Source organism: Pseudoxanthomonas sp. YR558, from assembly GCF_900116385.1.
In the GTDB taxonomy this organism is placed as follows: domain Bacteria; phylum Pseudomonadota; class Gammaproteobacteria; order Xanthomonadales; family Xanthomonadaceae; genus Pseudoxanthomonas_A.
Window position 1 is genome coordinate 1,518,980 of record NZ_FPCI01000001.1, and the last position, 19,298, is coordinate 1,538,277.

The window sequence follows — 19,298 nt, forward strand, 5'->3', positions numbered from 1 at the left end:
GACCCGCTCGTCAAAGCCTGTCGTCCAGCGATTTTCCCGTCTCGCGATGCGAGAAGCCGGGAACCACGCTTTGGATGGCGTCAACGATTCCCTGCTTGTCGACAGCGCCATCGACGCGCTGAACCGCGTCTTCAAGCAACGAGATGACATCCCTAGTCAGCGCCTGCGTAGGGACATGCTTCACCGCCGCAAGGGTTTGGAGCCCACTATCGATGAGCGATTCGTCCTGACCGACGAACTCCTCGTAGGGCTTCTCGCCACTTGTGTCAAGCGGCGTCAGCAGCAGAGGATAGCGACCTTCGGCCACGAGTGAATCAATCGCCGCCCGAGCCTCGGACTCCTCCTCGAAAAACACGGGCTCGTAGCCGGCGCATTCGAGCACCCTCGATGCCACCTCTTCAAGCAGCTGGAGTTCGCTGCGTGGATCCAGGCGAGGGAACAGTACCGAATCCGGCTGACCCAGCATCGAGGCGAGCAGGCAGATCTCACCGGACTCCGCCTGGGATACGAAATAGCGTCGCGTATCGCGTGGCGCAGCCAGTGGCTGGCGTTTCGCCAAGCGCGACAAGAAGCCCTGCAAGAGGCTCCCATTGGAAAATGCAACGTTGGCGAACCTCGCCGTGGTGCGCGTTCCAGGCACAGCGAGCGCCTCATCGAACACCACATCCTCCATCAATCGCTTGCTCGCTCCCATCAAACTGGTGGGATTGGCCGCTTTGTCGGTGGACACGGCAAAGTAACGCTCTCCGTGCCCACCCTTCTGCAACCACTGGCGGAAGCGGATGTGGCGGACCACATTGGTGTCGATCATCTGCAACAGCGAATAGACGTCCTTTTCCGAGCGCACGTGCTTCAACGCCGCGAAGTTCAACACGATGTCGAAACGCTCGGTATCCATCAAGTACCGACCCATCACCGGCGACCCGTAGTCGAGCGGCAGCGTGCGGAACTCTGTGACGGACAGCCCGCCGGGGCGTCCGCGCAAGTCGCGCACGAGTTCGGCAAGGTAGTTCTCGCTCTGGTCCACGATATGAAGCGCCGACGGCGCCAGATCGGCGATAAGCATAGTCGTCGCCGACCCGATGGTCCCGCCTCCACCCACTACCAGGACACGCCGTCCTTGGACGGCATCACGCAGCGCCGCTCGCTGCTCAATCAGATCCGGACGGAAGTGCGACTGGTCGCGCTTGAGCACCGCGTGATCGAGCGCCGTCTGGTCCAAGCTGATTGTGTTCATTGGCGCGTTCCCAAGTGATCCGTTGTGTTGGCACCGGCCTCGAGGCCAGCGCCCTTCCCATGATGCTCAGCCACGATGTAGCGAGGACGTTGCTTCACTTCGTCGAACACTTGGCCAAGGTACTCGCCGATGATGCCCATGAAGAACAACTGCATGCCGCCGAGCAACGCCATGAACGTGATGATGGACGCCCAGCCGGGGACGTCGATCTCCCCGACAAGATAGGCCAGCACCAGCGAGGCCCCAGCGAGCAGACTGAGCGCCGACATCGCTAGGCCCGCGATCGTGCACAGCCGCAACGGGGTCTTCGAGAACGAACTGATGCCCTGCAGCGCGAAGTTGAAGAGAATGCCAGGACGGTAGTTCGATGCCCCGTGCTCGCGCTTGAGCGGCTGGAACTCGACGTGGGCGACGTTGAATCCCACCCAAGCCACAAGACCGCGCAGAAACGCGTTGCGCTCTTTCAGGTGGTCCCGCAACACCTGGACAACGCAGCGATCCAACAAGCGATAGTCCGCCGCGCCGCCCCGCAGCTCGATGGAACCGATGCTGGACAGGATGCGGTAGAACCATGCCGATGTGGCACGCTTGAGCAGGCCGGTCTCTGCGCCGTCCTGACGAAGCGTCTGCACTATCTGAGCACCACCCTCCCATTTCTCCACAAGTGTCGCGATCAATTCCGGAGGATGCTGTCCGTCGCTGTCCAGCATGACCAGCGCGTCCGCGTCAGAGGCATCGATGCCCGCCAACAACGCAGCCTGGTGGCCAAATCGGCGCGACATCACGATGACCTCCACATCCGGATCCCGGGCTGCCAGATCTGCCAGGATGGCCTCGCTGCGGTCGCCCGCGGGATCGACGACGTACATGTAGCTCAACGCGTAGCGCTGGCGCAGCGATTTCGTCGCGGCAACGAGCTTGCCGTGGAATTCGGCGATGCCGGCCTCCTCCCGGAAAACTGGACAGAGAATCTGGATTCTTCTCACGATTGAAACCCTTCGATGACGCGCTGAATCCCGTCTTCGAGCGAGACGCGAGGCGCCCACCCGGATTCCTGGCGAAGCAGCGCAGTGTCGGCGACGACGTCCTGAATCTCGTTTGTCCGTGGCTGACCCACCGCACGCACGCGTTTGCGCGATCCCGTGCGACGCAGCACCACGTCCACCACCTCGCTGACGCTGTGCGATACGCCGTGCCCGACATTGTAGATGCGGAAAGTTTCGCGCGGCATCGCATGCAACAGCGCATCGACCGCGTCATCCACGTACAGATAGTCGCGCCGCGGCGAAAGATCCATGAGCTCAATATCCGCGTCGCCGGGTTCCAGCGCCTGCTCGACGATGCGCGGAATCAAGAAACGATTGCTCTGTCCCGGCCCGTAGACATTGAAGAGGCGAATGGCCGATACGTTCATGCGGAAAACATCCGCGTACCAGGCACACGCTTGCTCTCCCATCCATTTGGAGAACGCATAAGGATTGTTGGGGTCGATCGGATGTAGCTCGCCGATCGGCAGTTCCCGCGGCGCTCCGTAGATGTACGCCCCGACGTAGGTCAGTGAGCTTCGCGAACGCCGGCATTGATCCAGCACACGCACGGTGCCATGCGCATTGACCAGGTGGAACCGGACCGGATCCTCCCAAGAGTCGGGCACGCCCGTTTCCGCCGCCAGGTGGAACACATGATCGACGCCTTCCAGAGGCAACTCATCCTCGAGCAGACGGAAGCCGGTACTGCGGCCAAGGCCGGTGACGCGGCAGCCCAAGCCCTCCAGCCGCTTCACGAGGGCGCGACCGAGGAAACCGTTCGCGCCGGTGACCACGACGTGCAATCCGCGATAGTGGTCCTGCGGGCTCATGCAATGACAAGACGCTTCGAGAGTTCAGGCCAATCGTCGATGGCGCGCTCGTAGTCGTCGGGTCTACCGATATCCAACCAGTACCCCAGGTGGGGAACCACGGTCACCTGCTTCTGCTCCGCAAGGAAACCCAGCACCAGGTGATCGAATCCATAAGCCTGGTCGGGGGGAATGTTGTCGAGCGTCCTGCGTGAGACCGCGTAGACGCCCATGCTCACCAGGAACGGAATGCTCGGCTTCTCATCGAAGCCTACGAGCGTGTTGCCTCCGTCCACCTTCAGCACACCATAGTCGATGCGCTGATCGCGCGCGGCGGCCGAAATCGTGAAAAGACGATCCTCCGCAGCGTGAGCGTCGAGGAACTCTCCGTAATGGACGTCGGTAAGGATGTCCCCGTTCATCACCAGGAAGTGTTCTGGAAGATCCTCGATGAGTTTCAGCGGCCCCATGGTGCTGAGCGCCTTGGATTCCAGCGAGTAGTCGATCTTCATGCCCCATTTGGAGCCGTCGCCGAAGAAAGCGCGGAACAGGTCTGCCTGGTGGTTGACGGCCAGCGTAACGTGTCCGAACCCTTGTGAACGAAGCTGACGGATGATGACTTCTAGAATCGGATACTCACCGATCGGCATCAGCGGCTTCGGAAGCGCGACAGTGTAGGGGCGCAGGCGTGTTCCCTTGCCGCCCGCCAGGATTACAGCTCGTTTCATCAGGATTGACCTTGCTTGGTTTGAATTCCTTCCCGCCGACGCCTGAAGCCCCACGCCAGCATCACAGCCAGTGACGCCAGCGTGGCGCCCGACATCCAGAGCGCGACGGTGAAGTTTCTCGGTCGGAAGCGCAGCACGATCTCATGACTACCCGTGCCGACGGGAACGCCCAGCAGAATGCCATCGGCCGGAATGACGCTCAAGGATCTGCCGCCCATCTCGGCGACCCAACCGTGGTGGTAGGCCGAGCTGACGACCAGTACGCCAGGCCCGTCTGTCTGCGTCCTGATCCGCCAATATCCATTGCGCCGCTCGACAATGTCCGCCGATGCCCCTTGCTGGCAAGCGCTGGGCAGGATCAAGCGCTTTTCGGTCAACACAGTCGTGAAGGGGTCGAAGCCCGTATCGTTCCGGCTGGCGGAGAGAACCTTCGCGATCGCAGGCAAGTCCGCCTGCTGCGTCTTGCACGCCACCCAGGCCATCGAACGGTAGTCGTGGCGCTCCCGGATGGCCGTTTCGCCGCCCCATGCCAACGGCTGGGACAGCGCGGGCGGTCGCACAACGCCCGCATCGGCGGACGCAAGGGACTGCCACATCCCCGAACGCGCGTCGCGAACCTGGACCTGCACCACTTTCAGGGGCGCCTTGCCACCTGGGACGACATCGATCTCGATCCGCGCAGGAAAGCCCGGCTCAACGCTCCATGCGCCTTCGTAGTTGTGCCCCTGAAAGCCGCCCGCATCGAAGGAGTCGGCTATCGGTGGGCGGCGATGCGCGATCACGCCCACGAGATCGGTGCGATCGTGTGCCCATTCTCCGGTATCGCGCCCCACCTCAACCGGCAGCGCAGCGATCTCTGCGCCATCGGTAGCGATCACGTCGAGCGTGGCGACAGGCGTGCCGTCCTTCAGCGCTTCGGAACAGGCCATGTGGCTCACGACGCGCACCTGATCCACCTGGGTCCCTTCAGGCACGACGAACGCCGCCGAGGCCTTCGGTACGGCGACACCGCAACCGCCACCCAAGAGCTGTGGATCGCTGTTCACGAGGTCGCCCGCGATCCAGCGAACACCCAACACATCCAGAATTGGAGCGTCGAGGGGCACGCGAGGGAATGAACCGGTAGGATCCGTGCCCGTCACCTGTGCGTACCGTGCACTCAACAGCGGGCCGTAACCGATCGCCGACGGCACGCCGAAATGCATGTTCACGTTGGGGCGCAACGTCTGCGCAGGCCACTCATTGGCTCCGAACGGCAGTACGCGACCGTCTCCCCGCGTCAGTGCGGGCGGCGGCGGCGCGTAACGTGCCGGGCTGACACTATCGGCGACGGCGATGGAGTACTTCCAATCGTGGTAGTAGCCGAAACTCGCCAGGTCCATCACGAGCAGTACTAGCAGCATGGCGAAGCGTCCGTGCCCGGGCCTGTGCAACCAGAACGCACACAGCAACGCCGTCGCGGCGATCAGCACGAGGGGAATCACGACATTCGGTGCCGACAAAGCGCCGCCCACGTGTGCAAGTAAGTTATCGGGCAACGCCGCCATCACGGATGCAGCAGCAAGCGACAGGCCGACGAGACTCACGATCCATGCGCCCCATCGCCCGCGAGCCTGCAACCGCCCTCCCATGACCGCAGCCACGCCGTAGGCAGCCAGAACCGAGAGCGAAACGATCAAGATCCAGCCGAACCTAGCCTGCGCGCGGAACTTCCCAAGCACGGGCAGGCGGTAGACGAGCTCGCCGAGCGGCGTCGCCGTTCCCAACGCCAACAAGAGTCCCGCTACCACACCGCCGACCCAGAACCAGATCGCAAACTTCCGATGGAACGCGGTGACCGCGAGTGAGGCGAGCATCCAACTGCCGATGCCGGCATAGAGGGCCAGCTCTGTCAGGTTGAAGGGGCCCGAGTAATAGCCATATGGGCCCGGACCGTAGACGCCGTAGAGATTCGGGAACCAAAGCAGCCGGAGAGACAGGAAGTCGTGGCTGAAGCTTGCGAAGTCGTTGATCGACCACGCGGCACGCACGCTTTGCCCGGCCGAGTCCAGCAGACCCACCAGCGCGGGCGCTGCGAGGAGCAAACCCGCCGCGAACAAGACGGTGATCCTGAGCAGATATCGGAGCGCGATGTTCCATTCGACTTCCCTGGCAGTAGCTACCGCGAGGAACAGCGCGTAACTGCCTGAGAACAGCAGGCTGATCACCGTCAATTGCGGGTGGCCGCCATAGACGCACATCGCGACGGCCGCTGCGCCCAGCGCAACCGGGCGCCAAGACGCATCGCGTGCAGCAAGCACGGCCCACAGCATCCAAGGCATCCATGCCGCAGCGTGGATGATCGTCAGGTGGCCCAAGTGGCCCAGCATGAAGCCGCTACCGGACGCGACCAGCGCGCCGGTCAGTGCGCCCAGACGGGACCCGGTCAGCTTGCGGCACAGTCCGTACATGCCGAGCGCCGCAACCACGTAGGCTGAGATCACCAGCGTATTGAAGGTGGGGCTTAGCCAGCGCAATGGGTACAGCGTCATCGCCTGAATGTCGAAGGCGACGGGGTATCCAGAGAGAATGAGGTCGTTCCAGAACTCCGTGATCGGCAGCCTGAACAGCGGCAGGTAGTAGATCTCGCCGTCGCCCGGCGCGAGCAGCACATGCTTCAGCAGCGCCGGCGAGAAGTAGATCGCATAGAACGCAATGAAGCAGAGCGCGAGCAGTAGCCAGGTGCCGATGCGCCTTTTCGAACGCGGGGCCTCATCGCCGCGCGCCGCGTATGTCCAGCGCGTCTGTTGAGGCGCGCTCACGCATGCACCGCATTCAACGTCGACGGCGTCAGCAGCTCACTGAACAACTTGCGCGAAGACTGCTCCCAAGTCAGCGTTCTGATCCCCTTCGGATGCAGCCAGCCATCGCGGGCAAGGCCATCGCGGACACGCTGGGCGAGCGCAGCGGCGTCACCAACGGTGAAGTACACCGCTTCTTCGCCTGCGATCTCGCGGAACACAGGAATATCGCTCAGGATCAACGGCACGCCCTTGCTGCCCGCCTCCACGATGGGAAGCCCGAACCCTTCCGAGACGGATGCCTGGATCAGTGCATCGGCGCGCTTCATGATCGCAGCAAGGTCGCCGTCACTGGCGTGCTCGAGCCAGAACAGTCGTGTGTCGAGATAGGGGTGCGCCCGCATCCGCTCCGCGAGCGCCTGGACGTTCCATCCCTCTTTCCCCACGATGACGAGGATGGGGTCCAGGCCGTCTTTCCATAACGCATCGAAAGCTTCGACGATCGTCGCGTGGTCCTTGCGTGGTTCCACCGTCCCGACCGCAAGCAGTACCTTTCTCTCTCCGGCGCCGTCCAGCAAGCTGCGGACGGTCGCGCCCGGCTCTGCCTCACGGCCGGATTCCAGATCGCTGCCAAGGTGCACGGCACGCGTCCAGGGGCGATACGGCAGCGCATTTCGCACAGCCATGTCGTCCATGAACGCTTCGAGATCCTGGCGGACGGCTTCCGAGATGCAGATCAATCCGTCCGTGCGCGCGCATGCCAACTCCATCCAGTGTCGGAACACGGGAGGCATGCCGGGATGACAGGTTTCAGGCACCAGGATGGGGACGAGGTCATACACCATGCGGACCACTTCACCGCCCTTCTGCCACACCGCTTCCACCAACGGGTTGAACCGCTCCGGCCACTCCCAAGTCGAATCCAGCAGGAACAACACGTCATCCGGCAACGCCTGCACGGCACCGCTGAGCGGATCGAGGTCCAGCCCGAGCTTTGCGATACCGAACTCGTCCGCATAGCGCAGACCCTCTTCGGTGAAGCTGATCAGGTGTACGTCCGCGTCGGGATTACGGCAAGCCAGGGACGCCAAGCCGACGCAATAGTTCCGCACCACTCGCTGGATGCCCGTCCATGTATTGGTGACGGCGACGCAACTCACGTCGATCAGTATGCGTCGGCGCCGACCCTTGAGCACCGAAGCCAATGCGTTCTCGATCCGGGGCTGCGCCGGCCTGCCGAGCACGCGAAACGTTTCGGCAAGCAGTCCGATGTCTGCGTCCGAAGGTGTCCACGCGCCGGGCGGCAGGACCGGGGCTCCCTCGGTCGGCGATTCGATCGGCCGATCGTCCGCTTGCTCAGGCGCGCGCCCGTGGGCAGGTGGCGCCAACAGCTCGGCGATCGATCGCAAAGCAAGATCGGCACTGCGCTGCCAGGTGAACTTCGCCGCGTGTTCGACACCGCGCGCCGACAGGCTCTCCCGGAATGCGGAGTCGGTCAGCACTCGTTGAAGCAAGGCGCTGCCGGCCTCGATGTCCGCTGGGTCAAAGAGCGCGTCACGCTCGAACATGACTTCCCGCAGCGCACCGGCGCTCGAGCTCAGCACGGGGGCGCCATGCGCCATGGCTTCCAGTACCGGCAATCCGAACCCCTCATAGAGGGATGGAAAGAAGAAAACGGTGCACTCCGCATAAAGGCGGGACAGCACCGCATCGGATACTTGGCCAAGTACCAGCGTCCGATCCGCGATTGCGGAGAACTCACCTTCCAGAGCCGCGCGCACGTCATCTCCCGCCTGCGTCAGCACCAACTGGTGCTTGTCCCGCAGGGGTTTCGGCAACCGGGCGAAGCAGGCCAGCGCAGCGATGTTGTTCTTCCGCCAGTCGCCATTACCTACCATCAGCACGAAAGGGGAGTGGATCCCGCGTTCTTCCAGGCTTTCCCGGCTCTCGTCGTCGCGACGTTGGATCTCGTCGTTCCGCCGGTAACCCGCATCGATCACCCGTATCCGTTCCGGCGCGATGTCGAGCAGCCGCACGAGGTCATCGCGCGTGGACTCGGAAATCGCCAGGTACATGTCGAACTGCTTGAACTTTTCCAACTTGCGCCGGTACCACTCGGTATAGGGCGAACCCTCCGGCAGATAGCGTTCGGGGAAAAGCAGCGGGATCAGGTCATAGGCTACGACCACCGTCGGAATGCCGGCCAGCACCTCCATGTCTAGGTCCGAATCAGCGCCATATCCGCCATCAAAACCTTCGAAGAAGCTCGTAACGAGCACTACATCGGGCTGGAGCGACTGCAGCACCCGCGATCTAAGCATGCCCGCGGCGCGGCTGACGTCTAGCGCCCTGCCGATGACAACGCTGGCGTCCTGGACGGGATAGTGGAAGCTGAGGGTGCGAGCATCCAGCCCGTTGTCGCGGATGAGCCGACGCGCTTCGCGCATGCGTCCCATCTCGCAAGCGTCCACCAGCAACGTGATGTCCGGCCTGTCACGGGAGATGGCCATGGCCCGGACCAACTCAAGCACGTAGCGACCAATCCCGCGATGGCGGGAGTCGGTCTGGCAGGGCTGCATGTCAATCGCAATCTTCATGGCGTGTACGGCGGCTTCCGTGTCGTCGGTTGGGTCAGGCAAGCCGCCTGAGATCGGCATCGACCATCATCGTGATGAGCTCACGCAACGACGTCTTCGGCGCCCACCCGAGCTTGGCCATGGCTTTTTCAGGATTTCCGAGCAGGACATCCACTTCTGCAGGCCGGAAGAATTTCTCATCAATCACGACATGATCACGATAGTTCAGGCCGACGTGCTCGAACGCAATGTCGCACATGTCGCGGACGGTGGTCGTGGTGCCGGTCGCCACCACATAGTCGTCTGCTTGCGCTTGCTGGGTCATGAGCCACATCGCTTCGACGTAATCTCCCGCAAAACCCCAATCGCGCTTCGCATCGATGTTGCCCATGCGCAGTTCTTTCTGCAGTCCGAGCTTGATGCGCGCGACGGCGTCCGTGACCTTGCGGGTGACGAATTCGATACCCCGCAGCGGCGATTCGTGGTTGAACAGGATGCCGCTGGAAGCATGCATGCCGAAACTCTCTCGGTAGTTCACGGTCGCCCAATGCGCCATCAGTTTGGCGACGCCGTAGGGACTGCGGGGATAGAAAGGCGTGGTTTCGCTCTGCTTCTCCGCCTGGATCAGTCCAAACATCTCGCTAGTCGATGCCTGGTAGAAATGCGCTTCCTTGTTGACGATGCGAACCGCCTCAAGGACATTGAGCGCGCCCACGCCATCTACCTGCGCGGTCAGTATCGGTTGCTGCCAGGAAGAACCGACGAAACTCTGCGCGCCCAGGTTGTATACCTCATCGGCGCCGGAACGTTCCATCGCCCGGATCATGGATGACAGGTCCTGGAGATCGCCGTCCACCAGCACGACCTGATCCGCGATACCCAGTTCCCGGAGGCGCCACAACGTGTCGGTGCTGCGGCGGGCCAAGATGCCGTGCACCGTGTAACCCTTCTCCAGAAGCAGGCGGGACAGGTAGGCTCCGTCCTGGCCCGTGATGCCGGTGATCAATGCGCTCTTGTTGGTCATGAGTATGTCCTTGCGTTATCCAGAATTTCTTGAAGTGTTTGTTCCATCGGGATGCTGGGCATCCAGCCGGTCTCGGTGCGGAGCTTGGCGCTGCTGGCCACCATGCGGCGTTGCTCGGCGGGTCGCAACTTGCCGGCGTCCTGCTCGATCGTCGGCTGGATGCCTGCGATCCGACACATGGCGGAAAGCATGTCCCTCACGCGGCGCTCCTGTCCGGAGGCCACGACATAGGTAGCACCCGAGCTGCCACGCGCGAGAATTGCGGCGTAGGCCAGCACGACATCACGGACATCGGTGAAGTCGCGCGTCACGTCGATGTCGCCGACTACGATACGCGGCTCGCTTTTTCCGGCAGCGATGTCGACGATCTGTCGCGCCAAAGCCGGAAGCACGAAGCGCGTGTCCTGCCCAGGTCCGACATGATTGAACGGCCGGGCGATGCGGACGTCCAACCCCCGCGTACGATGCCACATGAGGCAGAGCTGCTCGGCGGCCCACTTGCTGACCGCGTACGGATTGCGCGGCTCCGGCGTCCGCGACTCGTCAACCGGCAGTGCCTCCTCCGGCACGGCGCCATAGATGTCGCCCGAGCTGACGTACAGCAGGCGGCCGCTGAACCCGGAATCCAGCAGGGCCCCCAGCAGATTCGCCGTGCCGGCGACATTGACGGCCATCGTCTCCGCCGGATCCTCGAAGGAGCGTGGCACGTGGCTTTGCGCGGCAAGATGGATGACGGATGCCGGACGCACTTGCTCCACGACCTCACGCACGGCCAGCGCATCCCTCAGATCCAATCCTCTGGGCGTCTCCACGAACTCGACGGCACCGAACGCGCCGCCGCGCGCGGCATCTCGCACATGGGCGCCCACGAATCCACTGGCGCCGGTGACCAGCATCCTGGTGATGGACTCACTCATTCGGCTTCCTCGCGACGATGGCGTAGTCGGGCGCGATCTCCGCCCAGTCCAGCAGGGGATTCAACGATGCTGCAGCCGGCGCCTCAGGCGGTAAACGCGGCAACACGGGCAATGGACGGTGGTCGGACAACCGCAGGATCTCAACATCGGAGAACCCCCTGTCGCCGAACAGCCACTGCATCATGACCGGCGGGAGAGGGTTGCGATGGGTGGGGTCGAGGTAGAAGTTGTGGGTCGCGACACGGAGATTCTCCGGATTCGGCGTCTCGACGATCAGCACTCCGCCAGGCTTGAGCGCGCGCAGGCAAGCATCGGCCAGTGCGACGACGGCCTCGAACGGAAGGTGCTCCACCAGATGCATGGTCGTGATGGCGCCCAGCGACGACTCCGGCAGCGACTCAAGGTGAGCGATAGCGTCGCCAAGGACGACATTGAGCCCCGAGGCGACGCATTCGGCAACGAAAGCGCGGTTGGTATCGACGCCACTTGCGACCAGTCCGGCGTCGCGCAGAAGGTTCAACCACTCGCCGCGGCCGGCGCCAAGGTCCAGGATAGGCTGATCCTCACTCCCCTTGCCCATCGCTTGTAGCGAGGATACATAGGGCATCAGTCGCGCCCGGATCGTCTCCTTCGGCCCGCGGAACTCGTCTTCGAACCGGGCGTAGAGCGTGTCGAGGACACCCGATCTCTCCTGCACCAGGCGGTGCGCCTCCATTTCGCGATCGAGGTACGCCAGATGCCTCTCCCAGCGCCGACTCTGCTCATCGAACGCGTGTCGCTGTTCTTCGACTACCCGGTGCAGGGCCGCGACCTGGCTTTCGAGGTTGGCCACGCGCCGGCTGTTCGCCGACGCCATGTCGGATGTCGTCTCGCGGACACGCCCCAATTGCTCGTTGAAGATGGCCAGGGTGTCTTCGTGCCTTTCCAGGAGACCGCCGAACTGATCGCCTAGGCGGCCGACGTGTCGGCCAAGTTCCTGCACGTCCCGCGCGAGGATGTTTTCGGACTGCGCAAGCGCGGGCTCAAAGTGATGCACGAACAACAGGGCATGCGTCCAACGCAGCAAACGACCTACGATTGGCTTGCGCCCCCACTTCCTCAACAGGTGCGGCAGCAGAAGGCCATTGACGTGGACGCCACGCGTGCGCCCCTCATCAGACCAGCGCAGCTCGGCCAGAACATCGACCTTGCTCATGCCTCCACTTCGCAGTTGGTTGACGAATCCCTCGAGGCCGATCGCGTCGGCCGGCCGGCGAAGGACCGCGCGATAGGCGTTGTGGACAAAATCCACATCACTGGCTCGGAGCAGCTCTTCGAGCTCGTATTGCGGCTTGGCCGCGAGCTGGGATTCCGAAGAACCCCAGTTCGGTGGACTGAAAGGATCGGCGGAATAGGTCGCCAGCGCCGCACGATCCGCAGCATCGCTGCGCAACGCGGCTTCGACACGGATGCGGCGCATCACGCCCGCGACGGTAAACAGGCCATCGGACGGAGAAACGGGCATCTTCTTCGACGTCACGATGGTCATCGCCCGGCGTCCGCCTCGGTTTTCGCCGCGCGCGTGTGCACCGTCACCGTCGCATCCGCGTCCTGCTGCACAACGCTCAAGACGGGGGGTATCCACGCGCAGCCGACGAACTGCGGTTTATCTGTATTGGCGACCGTGAACACCTGTGCCAGGTCCCACCATTGATAGTTCTTGACCAAATGCGTTTCCGTGCTCGAAAGGGCCATGGAGATGGAATAGGTGCCCGGCCCCAAGTTCATCGGGAACTCCGCGGAGAAAGTCACGCGTCGCCCTGCCGGAAGATCCTTGCAGGCCTGTTCGCTATGGTGGGTATTCGTCCCGTAGACCGGTTGCCCAAGCCTGTCGCGGATCATGTAACCGAACACAAGGCGGTCGATATCTTCGTGCACGGCCACGCGGGCCTCAAGTATGGCGCGCTCCCCCACGGAGAAGTAGTCGGCAGGACTTCCGTCGACTTTGCGCAGCGCCACCTCCGTAAAACCAGCCTCGCCCGTACCCGAGCGGGTGCTGACGCCATCCTTCACTTCCCGCACGGTAACCATACTGTTCTCGCGCTCGGCGATGAGCGCGTTGTAGTAGTCCAGCACTTCGCGAGGGTAGCCATCGAGCACCATCCGCCCGCGGTCAATCAGCACCGCGCGATCGCACAACGACTGGATCGCGGAGGCATCGTGCGACACGATGAGCAGCGTCGTCCCCGCCTCGCGGTACTCGCGGATGCGCCTGAAACACTTGTGGACGAAGTAGGCATCGCCCACGGAAAGCGCTTCGTCCACGATGAGCACGTCGGGCCTTACCGCCGTCGCGACACTGAACGCGACCCGCATCTGCATGCCGCTGGAGTATGTTCGGATGGGCTGATCGAAGTACTCGCCGATCTCTGCGAAGGATTCGACCCCACCGATGAGGTCGGCGATCTGCGCGCTCGTCAGCCCCATCAATCCGAGCGCATGTCGCGCGTTCTCACGGCCTGTGAGCTCTGGACTGAAGCCCAGGCCCAGCTCCAGCAACGCGGATACCCGGCCGTTGATGCCGACGCGGCCCGTGCTGGGGAGCGTGGTACCGGTGATGATCTTGAGCAACGTACTCTTGCCCGCACCGTTCTGCCCGACGATGCCCACGGCTTCGCCTTGCCCCACGCGGAAACTGATGTGCTGGAGCACCCAGTGCTCATGCAGCGGCTTGGCAGGGAGGCCGAACCAGCGCGCGAAGCGTTGCAGCTCGCTGGCGTACTCCACGTAAGCTTTGCCGACGTCCTCGACCAGGAGACTGAAGGTTGCACTCATAGCGCGTCCACCAGTTCCGCCGACGCACGACGAAAGACGATCAACGATACGAGCAGCAGGCCGAACGCCGCAACCGCCGGATACAACACGGCCAGGCCGGGCGATCGGCCGTAAAGCAGCACATCGTGATAACCACCCACCAGCACCGCTACGGGGTTCGCACTCAGTACGACCTTGAAGGGCGCTGGAACGATCGTGGCCGGATAGGCCACCGGCGTCATCCAGAACAGGAACTGCATGGCAACGTTGACGATCTGGCCGATGTCGCGCGCGAACACATTCAACGTGCCCAGCAGGACGCCGACGCCCGTCGCCAACGCCACAGTGACCATGGTCAGTATCGGGAGCCAGAGCAGCGCGACAGAGTACTGGCCATCAAGCAATGGCAAGAGCGCCAGCACCACGACAGCCAGCGCGAGATTGGACACGAGCGCCGTCCCAGCCACGATGAGCGGCAGGGCAATGCGTGGAAACTGCATTTTCTTCAACAACGAGGCGTTGTCGATGAACACGTTCAGGCATCGCTGCAAGATCTCAGCGAAAACGGACCAGCACAGCAGGCCAGACAGCAGGTAGATCGCGAACGCGTATTTGCTGTCCACGCCGGGGACGCGCGCAGCCAAGACGTTCGACAGCACTACCGCGAAGATAAGGGCCTGCGCGAGTGGCTGCAGCACCACCCAAAGAGTGCCCAGTCGGCTCCTGGCCACGCGCGTGCGCAGCTCGTTGACCACCGATGAAACGATGAAATTCCGATATCGCCAGATGGCATTGATGAAAGGCGATATCACGAGGTGCTTCCTGCCATACGATCGAGGGTGCCAAGTTGTTCCACGAGCATCTTACCCACCGCGTGTGGATTCAGCCGACTGACGACGGTCTGCCTCGCCGCCGCACCGAGACGACGACGGAGCTCATGATCGGCCGCGAGTTCCCGCATGAAGAACGCAGCATGGTTGACATCCGGCTCGGCCCATTCGTCTCCAGGCACGTGCGGGTACTCACCCGCCTGCACTGGACGCAGCTTGAAATCGACCAAACAACTGTTCGTCTCGGCCATGAATTCAAGGTTCCCCGACCAACGCGTCGCGATGACCGGCTTCTCCAACCCCATGGCCTCCGCCATGACCAATCCGAATCCTTCAGCCCGATGCAGCGAGACGAAGACGTCGCAACAACGGATCAGAGCCTGCACATGAGCCCGATCGATGACGTCGTCGCGCACGATGATGCGCGGGTCGTTGGCCGTGAGCGCTAGCAGGTCGCGCAGGGCCTGCTCATGGAAGCTCCCGTTGCTCGATTTGATGAGAAGACGCACGTCTTTGCGTTCTGGAAACGCATGCTTGAAGGCCTCGATCACGGCTTGCGGGTTCTTCCGCGCCATCGACGAGTGAAAATCGAACATGCAAAGAAAGATGAAGTCGTCCGACTGCAGGCCGAGATCAGACCTGGCCAGACCACTGTCGGGACCAGGGTAGTACGGCAAGGGAACCCTCAATATGGGTTTGTCCGTCACCGCACGGAAGGCATCTTCGACGAAACGCGAAGCCACCAGGATAGCGTCGACCTGCGCGATCGCCGGCGACCAATCGAGCGGGATGCGCGGCAGCTCCCAGAACCAGCAGGCGATGTTGCGCCGGCCCTTGAAGTGCCCCTCGCCCGCATTCTGCATGGCTTGCTGCAGGAAATCCGGATTGACGAAGATCAGATTAGAGCTGTGCGGCGCTTGGTCGCCCAGCATATCTGCGAAGGAATCATCCTTCATGCCGTGAGGCAGGGCCAGGTCGATGTTGAAGAAGCTGCAGGGGACGTTCGCATCGAGCAGGGAGCGCGAGTAAAGGCGCGCACTTTCGCCCAATCCGAATTCACCGCTCAGATAGCCGAAAACGTTGACGCCCGGCCCACCCGAGAACGCGACCGGGCGAACGAGGTGCGCCGTCGCCGACTGCCTTTCCCAGCGCGGGTTGCGGGCGAACCTAAGCCGAGCGTGCGCCCGTTCGGTCAGCCTTGCGTTCAGGCGTGCGCGGAGGGCAGCAGGCATGACCCTGTACACGGTACGCAACAGCGCATTACCGCGGATCCAAGCGAGCGCACTGAGCAAGCCGAACGCAAAGCGCTGGCCCGTCGGCGTCTTTTCGAACAGCGTTGCCACGCTCAAGCCAGCGCAGCTGTCAGGTCATGGATGAGGTCTTCCTGCGCCTCAATCCCCACACTCAACCGCACCAGCCCATCGGTGATTCCCAGCTTCTCCCGCCGCTCTACCGGCACCGACGCATGCGTCATGACGGCCGGGTGATTGACCAGACTTTCCACGCCACCGAGCGATTCGGCCAGGGTGAAGAGCGTTGTGTTTTCGCAGAACCGGCGAGCGGCATCGAAGCCGCCCTTGATCACGATGGAAATGATGCCGCCGAAGCCCTGCATCTGCCGGGCGGCAAGCGCATGCTGGGGATGGGATGCCAGGCCGGGGTAGATGACTTTCTCGATCGCGGGATGCGTCTCGAGCCACTGCGCCAATGCCAGGGCGTTCTCGCAGTGTGCCTTCATCCGGAGGTGTAGGGTCTTCAGGCCGCGCAGAGCGAGGAAGCTGTCGAAAGGCCCTTGCACCGCGCCGATGGAGTTCTGCAGGAAGGCCATCTGTTCGGCCAGTTCCGCATCATCCCCGACCACCACCATGCCGCCGACCATATCGGAGTGGCCATTGAGGTACTTGGTGGCCGAATGCATGACGATGTCGGCACCGAGCGCGAGCGGACGCTGCAGGATCGGCGAGGCGAAGGTGTTGTCGACGACCACACGCAGGCCGCGCTTGCGCGCGATCTCGCAGATGGCAGCGATGTCGACGATCTTGAGCATGGGGTTTGTGGGGGTCTCCACCCACACGAGTCGCGTTTCCGGGCGGATCGAGGACTCGAACGCCGCCAGGTCGGTCATGTCGACGAAGCTGAAATCCAGCGCCGCCGTGCGTCTGCGCACCCGCTCGAACAGGCGGAAGCTGCCGCCGTAGAGGTCGTCCATCGCGACGACGTGGCTACCACTGTCGAGCAGTTCCAGGATCGTCGAGGTCGCGGCCATGCCCGATGCGAAGGCGAACCCGCGGCTTCCGCCCTCGAGGGTCGCCACGCAGCGCTCGTAGGCGAAGCGCGTCGGGTTGTGCGTGCGGGAGTACTCGAAACCCTGATGGACGCCCGGGCTGCTCTGCGCGTACGTCGAGGTCGCGTAGATAGGCGGCATGACCGCGCCCGTGGTGGGGTCCGGGGATTGCCCGCCATGGATGGCCAGGGTGCCCAGGGCGAGATCTCCGGCGTTCCCGCCGGAGGGAGATGAATGGTGCGCCATATTCGGGTTCCTTGAGTCAGCCCGCCATTTTAACAGCGGGTCCTTAACGTATCGTCCGTGTCCGGCCGCCCTCCCCTGCGGGCGGCCATGCATCGCCGCCTACTGTGCGCGGCGTCGCAGATAGTTCAGAAGATCGATGCGGGTGATCAGGCCCAGGAAGGCGTCTCCGTCCGTGATGATGGCCACCTGCCCGCGATCGAAGACCGGTAGCAGGGCCTCGATCGGCGAACGGACGTCCAGGCGGTCCAGCTTGCTGACCATCGCGGTGGAGACGGGATCGCGGAAACGCGCCTCGTCGCCGTACACGTGCAGCAGCACATCGCTTTCGTCGACGATGCCGGCCAGCTTGTCGCCTTCCATCACCGGTAGCTGCGAGACGTCGTACAACTTCATGCGCTGATAGGCCGTCGTCAGCAGGTCCGTAGGGCTGACCACGACCGTGTCCCGCTGGCTATAGGGACGCAGGATCAGGTCTCGCAGATCACCATACTGGGGGCGGTCGATGAAGCCGTTGTCCAGCATCCAATAGTCGTTGTACATCTTGGACAGGTACTTGTTGCCGGTGTCGCAGACGAAGACGAGCACCTTCTTCGGTTCGGTCTGCTCGCGGCAGTACTTCAGCGCCGCGGCGAGCAGCGTGCCCGTCGAGGAGCCGCCCAGAATGCCCTCTTTCGCCAGCAGCTCGCGCGCGGTCAGGAAACTCTCGCGATCGCTGATCGCATAGGCCTTCTTGACGCGCGTGAAGTCCGAGATCTGCGGCAGGAAATCCTCGCCGATGCCTTCCACCAGCCAGCTGCCCGACTTCGTGCTAAGGGTCCCCTCGTTGATGTACTGGGTCAGGATGGAGCCGACCGGATCGGCAAGCACCATCTCGGTCTGGGGCGAATGCGCCGCGAAGCACCGCGACAGACCCGTCATGGTCCCGGAGCTGCCGCAGCCGAAGACGATGGCATCCAGTTGGCCGTCCATCTGCCTCAGGATCTCAGGACCGGTGCCGAATTCATGCGCAGCGGGGTTATCCGGATTGCCGAATTGGTTGATGAAGTAGGCACCCGGCGTTTCGCGCGCAATGCGCTCGGCCAGATCCTGGTAGTACTCGGGATGTCCCTTCGCGACGTCGGAGCGGGTCAGGATGACCTCGGCGCCCATGGCCTTCAGGTTGAAGATCTTCTCCCGGCTCATCTTGTCCGGGACGACCAGCATCAGCTTGTAGCCCTTCTGCTGGGCGACCAGTGCCAGTCCGATGCCGGTATTTCCCGCCGTACCCTCCACGAGCGTGGCGCCGGGCTTCAGGTCGCCGCGCTTTTCGGCGGCCTCGATCATCGACATGCCGATGCGGTCCTTGATGGACCCGCCGGGGTTGGCGCTCTCGAGCTTGAGATAAAGGGTGCAGAGCCCGGTGTCGAGGCGCTTGGCCTGGACGATCGGCGTGTCGCCGATCAGCTCGAGTACGGAGGAGTGGATCGCCATGCGGCCGTGCATCCGGTGCGGAACGTGGCCCGGATTATCGCACTAGGGTGACGCGGACGGCGACGGCCGACGAGGAGGCCGTCGCCGCCCGCGACGAGAAAGATCGGGGAGGCGTCAGTGGGGCTTTGTGTCGTAGATCCGGAGCAATCGCTCCTTGGCGTGCAGCTTTTCGCGCTTCATCTGCCCGAGCAGGTTGTCATCGATGGGCAGGACGCCGAGTTCGGCATCGGTGACTTTCTTGTCCAGCTCGCGATGGCGCTGGTAAAGCTGCTTGAACTCCGGATCGGCCTTGATGAGTGCATCGATTTCGGCCTGCGGTTGACCTTCGAACATGGTGTTACCTCCTTCAGCAGAAATACGAACGCCCCGGCCTTCACAGGCACGGGGCGTTGGCTTGGGAGCGGAGGTGCTGATCCGTGACGCGGGCACCCCCCACCGGAAGGCCCGCGACAGCCTGGCTGCCGGCGGCGGTTTCCTGTGGGACTGGAACGGGCGTCATCGGGGCGATTCTCCGGTGAGCCAAGCGACAGGGGTCGCTTGGGTATACGACCCTACTCCTCGTCCGAAGCCCCGGCA

At 63.1% G+C, this 19,298-nt stretch carries 15 protein-coding genes; all 15 read right to left on the reverse strand.

What is annotated here, in order from left to right:
• Positions 1-10 precede the first annotated feature (10 nt).
• Positions 11-1,237 carry a polysaccharide biosynthesis protein gene (locus BM365_RS07320; RefSeq protein WP_093487898.1) on the reverse strand — a complete coding sequence of 409 codons (1,227 nt, stop codon included), beginning with the start codon at positions 1,235-1,237 and terminating at the stop codon, positions 11-13.
• Entirely contained in the window at positions 1,234-2,223 is a 990-nt protein-coding gene (locus tag BM365_RS07325) for a glycosyltransferase family 2 protein (RefSeq protein ID WP_158253543.1), read from the reverse strand. The genes BM365_RS07320 and BM365_RS07325 overlap by 4 nt, the downstream gene beginning before the upstream one ends.
• A complete protein-coding gene (locus tag BM365_RS07330; protein WP_093487902.1) occupies positions 2,220-3,095 on the reverse strand; it encodes an NAD-dependent epimerase/dehydratase family protein in 876 nt (291 codons plus the stop codon). The genes BM365_RS07325 and BM365_RS07330 overlap by 4 nt, the downstream gene beginning before the upstream one ends.
• Positions 3,092-3,802: a sugar phosphate nucleotidyltransferase gene (locus BM365_RS07335; protein ID WP_199186270.1), complete on the reverse strand. Its 711-nt coding sequence runs from the start codon at positions 3,800-3,802 to the stop codon at positions 3,092-3,094. Before BM365_RS07335 ends, BM365_RS07330 begins: the two co-directional genes overlap by 4 nt.
• Complete coding sequence (locus tag BM365_RS07340; protein ID WP_093487904.1) at positions 3,802-6,603, reverse strand: YfhO family protein; 2,802 nt, start codon at positions 6,601-6,603, stop codon at positions 3,802-3,804. Before BM365_RS07340 ends, BM365_RS07335 begins: the two co-directional genes overlap by 1 nt.
• The gene (locus BM365_RS07345) at positions 6,600-9,239 is read right to left on the reverse strand and encodes a glycosyltransferase family 4 protein (RefSeq protein ID WP_233210929.1); all 2,640 of its coding nucleotides are present in this window, start codon (positions 9,237-9,239) and stop codon (positions 6,600-6,602) included. The genes BM365_RS07340 and BM365_RS07345 overlap by 4 nt, the downstream gene beginning before the upstream one ends.
• Complete coding sequence (gene gmd / locus BM365_RS07350; RefSeq protein WP_093487906.1) at positions 9,214-10,182, reverse strand: GDP-mannose 4,6-dehydratase; 969 nt, start codon at positions 10,180-10,182, stop codon at positions 9,214-9,216. Before gmd ends, BM365_RS07345 begins: the two co-directional genes overlap by 26 nt.
• Positions 10,179-11,099, reverse strand: coding sequence for a GDP-mannose 4,6-dehydratase (locus BM365_RS07355; protein ID WP_093487908.1), 921 nt, complete (start codon positions 11,097-11,099; stop codon positions 10,179-10,181). The genes gmd and BM365_RS07355 overlap by 4 nt, the downstream gene beginning before the upstream one ends.
• A complete protein-coding gene (locus BM365_RS07360) occupies positions 11,092-12,627 on the reverse strand; it encodes a methyltransferase domain-containing protein (RefSeq protein WP_093487910.1) in 1,536 nt (511 codons plus the stop codon). Before BM365_RS07360 ends, BM365_RS07355 begins: the two co-directional genes overlap by 8 nt.
• Complete coding sequence (locus tag BM365_RS07365) at positions 12,624-13,913, reverse strand: ABC transporter ATP-binding protein (RefSeq protein WP_093487912.1); 1,290 nt, start codon at positions 13,911-13,913, stop codon at positions 12,624-12,626. The genes BM365_RS07360 and BM365_RS07365 overlap by 4 nt, the downstream gene beginning before the upstream one ends.
• Positions 13,910-14,704 carry an ABC transporter permease gene (locus BM365_RS07370; protein WP_233210928.1) on the reverse strand — a complete coding sequence of 265 codons (795 nt, stop codon included), beginning with the start codon at positions 14,702-14,704 and terminating at the stop codon, positions 13,910-13,912. Before BM365_RS07370 ends, BM365_RS07365 begins: the two co-directional genes overlap by 4 nt.
• The gene (locus BM365_RS07375; protein WP_233210927.1) at positions 14,701-16,065 is read right to left on the reverse strand and encodes a glycosyltransferase family 4 protein; all 1,365 of its coding nucleotides are present in this window, start codon (positions 16,063-16,065) and stop codon (positions 14,701-14,703) included. The genes BM365_RS07370 and BM365_RS07375 overlap by 4 nt, the downstream gene beginning before the upstream one ends.
• Positions 16,066-16,067: 2 nt before the next feature.
• A complete protein-coding gene (locus BM365_RS07380) occupies positions 16,068-17,252 on the reverse strand; it encodes a cystathionine gamma-synthase (RefSeq protein WP_093487914.1) in 1,185 nt (394 codons plus the stop codon).
• A gap of 99 nt (positions 17,253-17,351) precedes the next feature.
• Positions 17,352-18,722, reverse strand: a complete 1,371-nt coding sequence (locus BM365_RS07385) for a pyridoxal-phosphate dependent enzyme (RefSeq protein ID WP_093489580.1) — start codon at positions 18,720-18,722, stop codon at positions 17,352-17,354.
• A gap of 114 nt (positions 18,723-18,836) precedes the next feature.
• Positions 18,837-19,055, reverse strand: coding sequence for an HP1242/YdcH family protein (locus BM365_RS07390; protein WP_093487916.1), 219 nt, complete (start codon positions 19,053-19,055; stop codon positions 18,837-18,839).
• Between the last annotated feature and the right edge of the window lie 243 nt (positions 19,056-19,298).